At 35.0% G+C, this 1,307-nt stretch carries 2 protein-coding genes; one reads left to right on the forward strand and one right to left on the reverse strand.

Features of this window, described 5'->3' with window-relative positions:
• Nucleotides 1-24 precede the first annotated feature (24 nt).
• A complete protein-coding gene (locus ACTNES_RS20825) occupies nt 25-522 on the forward strand; it encodes a hypothetical protein (RefSeq protein ID WP_441040572.1) in 498 nt (165 codons plus the stop codon).
• 427 nt (nt 523-949) lie between these two features.
• On the opposite strand, the gene ACTNES_RS20830 is transcribed toward ACTNES_RS20825, so the two are convergent.
• On the reverse strand, nt 950-1,307 hold a 358-nt coding region (locus tag ACTNES_RS20830; RefSeq protein WP_441040573.1), incomplete at its 5' end, for a hypothetical protein.

Genomic DNA, 1,307 nt, shown 5'->3' on the forward strand with positions numbered 1-1,307 from the left:
AGATGTGTATAAGAGACAGAAGATATGGAGCGAATTTTTGACGAAACACATAATGCTGATGTGGCGAATGCACTTGCAATTCTTGAGGCAAATGAACACACTATTTATGATCCTCCTGCCGTATTTGATTCTAACAAATCAGAGATTCTTCTTTCGACGGAAAACAAACTTAAAGAGATTTACGAAGCTTTTCCGAACGAGGGGAAAGTTGTGCTTGGTTATTCGTATCTGGTTTCGTGGAATTATGTTACTTGGCTTGATTTTCCGAGACCGATCGATGAAGAATTAATCCCTTTGTTCAAAAAGTGGATAAGAAAGTTCCCGGAAAATAAACTTGAATTGATGGAGTATTACTCTTTCATATTGTTTGAGAAATGGCTTTATATGGACAGCCTTGATAATATAAGCGAGGCAAACAAAATATATTATGAAATAAAAGCAATTGCCGATGAATTGTCAAAAGATTATGCGGATAATCAGGTGACTCAAATGTTGTCCATGGGGATTGTGAGAAAATTGTAGTTTGAAGATCACAATGCCTGTGGAAATAAAGAAGATATAAAATTTATAAAAAAGTATAGAAATGGCAATGACAGAGGACCATAAAGTTCCGTAAACTTTATTAAAAAAGTGAGAGTATCTGTATCCAGTACACGAAAAATTAGTAAGGAATGTCGGGAGTCTGACACCGTAAAGTATAAATAAAAAGAATGAAGCAGCGCTAAAAGATCTATAAAAGAACAATAAAATCGGATATGGAGTGGTAAGAGAGAAGAAAAAAGCCAGAGAAAGAGTGAGCAGGAAATTATAGTGTAAGTAGTTTATTGACAAAAGAGATAAGAGGTCATATGATAATGGTGCATGCGTTGGTAGATTTTTAGACGAGCACAAAAAAAGGGTAAAAATGGTAATTTACAGAAAATTTAGTTAATTACTTGTAAAAATAGCTCTAGGAAAGCAGTAAAATCAAGGGTTCCGAGAAGCTACCGTAGAAACGAAAGTAAGCCCGAAATTCCGAAAAGAAAAAGAGAGCATCAGATATATCCAAGAGAAGAATCTCCGGATATGCTGATGCTTGACTTGTTTTTAGCTCATTTAAAGACAATGAGGAGCTGTCAGAAGAATATGGGGCTATCGTATAGATGTTTTGAGTTAAGAAGGGATACGTGGAATGAATAAGTAGAATTCTGTAGTTGGTAAGTGCTTCAAAAGAAGGCGTAGTGCATAACAGAAGTTTTTTTGTTATACTCACTACAGATTCATTTGAAGCACTTTTTATTTCGTATTTTAAGCCTGCAGGTATCTGG

Origin of the sequence: Blautia sp. HCP3S3_D9 (genome assembly GCF_052063845.1) — a bacterium.
In the GTDB taxonomy this organism is placed as follows: domain Bacteria; phylum Bacillota; class Clostridia; order Lachnospirales; family Lachnospiraceae; genus Blautia_A.

Bases quoted from the DNA above. Each gene is read 5' to 3' on its own strand.
- ACTNES_RS20825 (WP_441040572.1), top strand. From the start codon at position 25: ATGGAGCGAATTTTTGACGAAACACATAATGCTGATGTGGCGAATGCA.